This is a genomic window from Acetobacter lovaniensis, assembly GCF_014207635.1.
In the GTDB taxonomy this organism is placed as follows: Bacteria; Pseudomonadota; Alphaproteobacteria; order Acetobacterales; family Acetobacteraceae; genus Acetobacter; species Acetobacter lovaniensis.
In genome coordinates this window covers 1-2,530 of sequence record NZ_JACHIE010000043.1, presented here as the reverse complement: position 1 = coordinate 2,530, position 2,530 = coordinate 1, and the positions used below count along the sequence as shown (strand labels likewise).

The window sequence follows — 2,530 nt, the reverse complement described above, 5'->3', positions numbered from 1 at the left end:
GTAAGCTTCCGGTGTGAGACGCCTTGTTGAGTTTATGGTGTGGTGATGTGCTTTGTTCATGACAGAGCGATCAGAACAGAATGATGCTTGTGTCGCAGCGAATGTCGCAGCGACACAATCGCCGCGAGCCCTTCATCCGGTTATTGAAATTGTTGGCGAACGGCGCCGGGCCTATGATGACACGTTCAGGCGTCGGGTTGTGCTGGCGTCCTATGAAGCCGGTCAGTCAGTCCGTGCTATTGCGCGCCAGTTTGGTGTCCATGTCAGCGTCGTTTACCGATGGCGGCAGAAACTGGGTTTCGTAACCCCGTCTGCTAAAGAGCAGCTTTCTTTTGTGCCGGTTCATGTGACATCCCCTGTTGAAGGGCTGGGAGGAAACCCGTCCTGCAGGAGTGGACATGAAGCCAGCATTCTTTTCCCTGGTGGCGAGAAGCTGATGGTTGACAGCCGGATCGCGATTGAAGATCTGCGTAAACTCCTTCAGGTTTTACGCTCATGATCCATCTTCCCTCTGGCCTGAAGATATGGCTGGCGGCGGGGACGACAGACATGCGCCTTGGCATGCCCGGTCTGGCTTTGAAAGTTCAACAGTTTCTGGGGAAAGACCCCTATGTTGGTGATGTTTTTGTCTTCCGGGGTCGGCGCGGCGATCTGGTAAAACTGATCTGGCATGACGGGATTGGACTGTCGCTTTATGCGAAACGGATTGAACGTGGGTATTTTATCTGGCCCTCGGCAAAGGACGGGGCCCTCCATCTGAGTGCCTCACAATTAAGTTGCCTTCTCGAAGGGATCGACTGGCGTAATCCGCAGAAAACATGGCGGCCTGAACTGGCGGGATAACAAAAAGGGGAGCGGGTGTCATAGTCCTGTACCCTTTTGAACGGTTTTATGCTGAACTGTTTTTCATGACGGGAAGCATGGATGACATGACGGTTTTACGTGCGGCACTTGCTGCCGCCGAGGCGCGTGCCCGTGCCGCCGAAACCCGGGCCACAGACGCTGAAGCCCGAGCAGTCAGCGCCGAAGCCCAGATTGCCCATCTTAAACATCTTATTGCGCGGATGCGTCAGGACCGCTTCGGGACATCCTCGGAACGGGGGCGGCGCCTGCTGAACCAGCTGGAACTTGAGCTGGAGGAGCTGGAAACAACGCAAGCCGAAGACACGTCCGAAAATGCGGCGGACCCCGCTGTCCGCGCAACAGCACCGCGGAATAACCGCGGTCGGCAACCCTTACCCGCCGACCTGCCCCGTGAACGGGTGGTTCTTCCTGCGCCAACACAGTGTCCGTGCTGTGGCGGGACGCGCCTGAGTAAACTGGGCGAAAGTATCACTGAGACGCTGGAAGTGATCCCACGCCAGTTCAAGGTCATCCAGACAGTACGGGAGAAGTTCACCTGCCGGGACTGCGAGAGCATCACCCAGCCACCAGCGCCTTTCTACCCGATTGCACGGGGGCGTGCAGGGCCAAAACTGCTGGCGGGTATTCTGTGTGACAAGTATCTTCAGCATCTGCCTCTGAACCGGCAGAGTGATGCCTTTGCGCGCGAAGGGATTGATCTTGATACCTCCACTCTGGCCGACTGGGTAGGAGCCTGCACTGCAACGCTGGCCCCTCTGAACGCGCTGATCCGGGCACATGTGCTGGCAGCCCAGCGTCTGCATGCGGACGACACCACAGTGCCGGTACTGGCGAAGGGGCGCACCGTGACCGGACGATTGTGGAATTATGTGCGCGACGATGCCCCATTTGGCGGCCTCGCGCCCCCAGCCGTGTGGTTCCGCTACTCCCGAGACCGCAAAGGTGAACATCCGGCCGACCATCTCACCGGCTGGACCGGAATCCTGCAATCAGACGCCTATGGCGGATACACCTACCTGGCAAAGCCGGGACGTCAGCCCGCGCCTGTTGTTCCGGCCGGCTGCTGGGCGCATGGACGCCGGGGATTGTTCAAGATTGCTGAAAAGGACAAGGCGCCACTCGCCATAGAGGCCGTGCGCCGGATCGACGCCATCTTCGACGCCGAACGCGCGATCAACGGCCGTTCCGCCGCGCATCGGCTGGCCATCCGCCAGCAGAGCATCACCCCACTGGTGACGGATCTCTTCAACTGGATGCGCGATACCTGCCGGCGCATGTCGTCCAAAAACCCTCTTGCCCAGGCCATGACCTATTTTCTCAGGCGTGTCGATACATTCACGGCATTTCTTGAAGACGGCCGGATCTGTCTGACGAATAATGCGGCAGAACGCGCTCTGCGCGGTATAGCTCTGGGCAGGAAAGCCTGGTTGTTCGCCGGCTCCGATCGTGGGGGAGAGAGCGCCGCCGCCATGTATTCCCTGGTCGTCACCGCCCGTCTGAACGATGTCGATCCTCAGGCCTGGCTCGCAGATGTCCTCGCCCGTATTAACGACATCCCAAACCCACGCCTCCATGAACTCCTGCCATGGCACTGGAAAACCCTTCACCTCACCAATAATACCATCCCACCCTGATTACGCTCGCGGCTCTCTCCGGATGCTTACTC

3 protein-coding genes are annotated in these 2,530 nt (G+C 58.8%); all 3 read left to right on the top strand.

The genetic code is table 11. The features are described from left to right. Window positions 1–58 precede the first annotated feature (58 nt). The 3 genes from tnpA to tnpC all read left to right on the top strand — a co-directional run bounded on the left by tnpA (window position 59) and on the right by tnpC (window position 2,498). Window positions 59–499 carry an IS66-like element accessory protein TnpA gene (tnpA, locus tag HNR55_RS16585; RefSeq protein WP_166117201.1) on the top strand — a complete coding sequence of 147 codons (441 nt, stop codon included), beginning with the start codon at window positions 59–61 and terminating at the stop codon, window positions 497–499. After that, window positions 496–843 (top strand): IS66 family insertion sequence element accessory protein TnpB, encoded by a 348-nt coding sequence (gene tnpB / locus HNR55_RS16580; protein ID WP_061487122.1) that lies wholly within the window; start codon window positions 496–498, stop codon window positions 841–843. The genes tnpA and tnpB overlap by 4 nt, the downstream gene beginning before the upstream one ends. Window positions 844–908: 65 nt before the next feature. Further along, window positions 909–2,498, top strand: coding sequence for an IS66 family transposase (tnpC, locus tag HNR55_RS16575; RefSeq protein ID WP_166117203.1), 1,590 nt, complete (start codon window positions 909–911; stop codon window positions 2,496–2,498). The last annotated feature ends 32 nt before the right edge of the window (window positions 2,499–2,530 follow it).

What these genes read in the sequence shown, in the direction of transcription:
- tnpA (WP_166117201.1), top strand. Translation starts at nt 59, where the DNA reads ATGACAGAGCGATCAGAACAGAATGATGCTTGTGTCGCAGCGAATGTC.
- tnpB (WP_061487122.1), top strand. Translation starts at nt 496, where the DNA reads ATGATCCATCTTCCCTCTGGCCTGAAGATATGGCTGGCGGCGGGGACG.
- tnpC (WP_166117203.1), top strand. Translation starts at nt 909, where the DNA reads ATGACGGGAAGCATGGATGACATGACGGTTTTACGTGCGGCACTTGCT.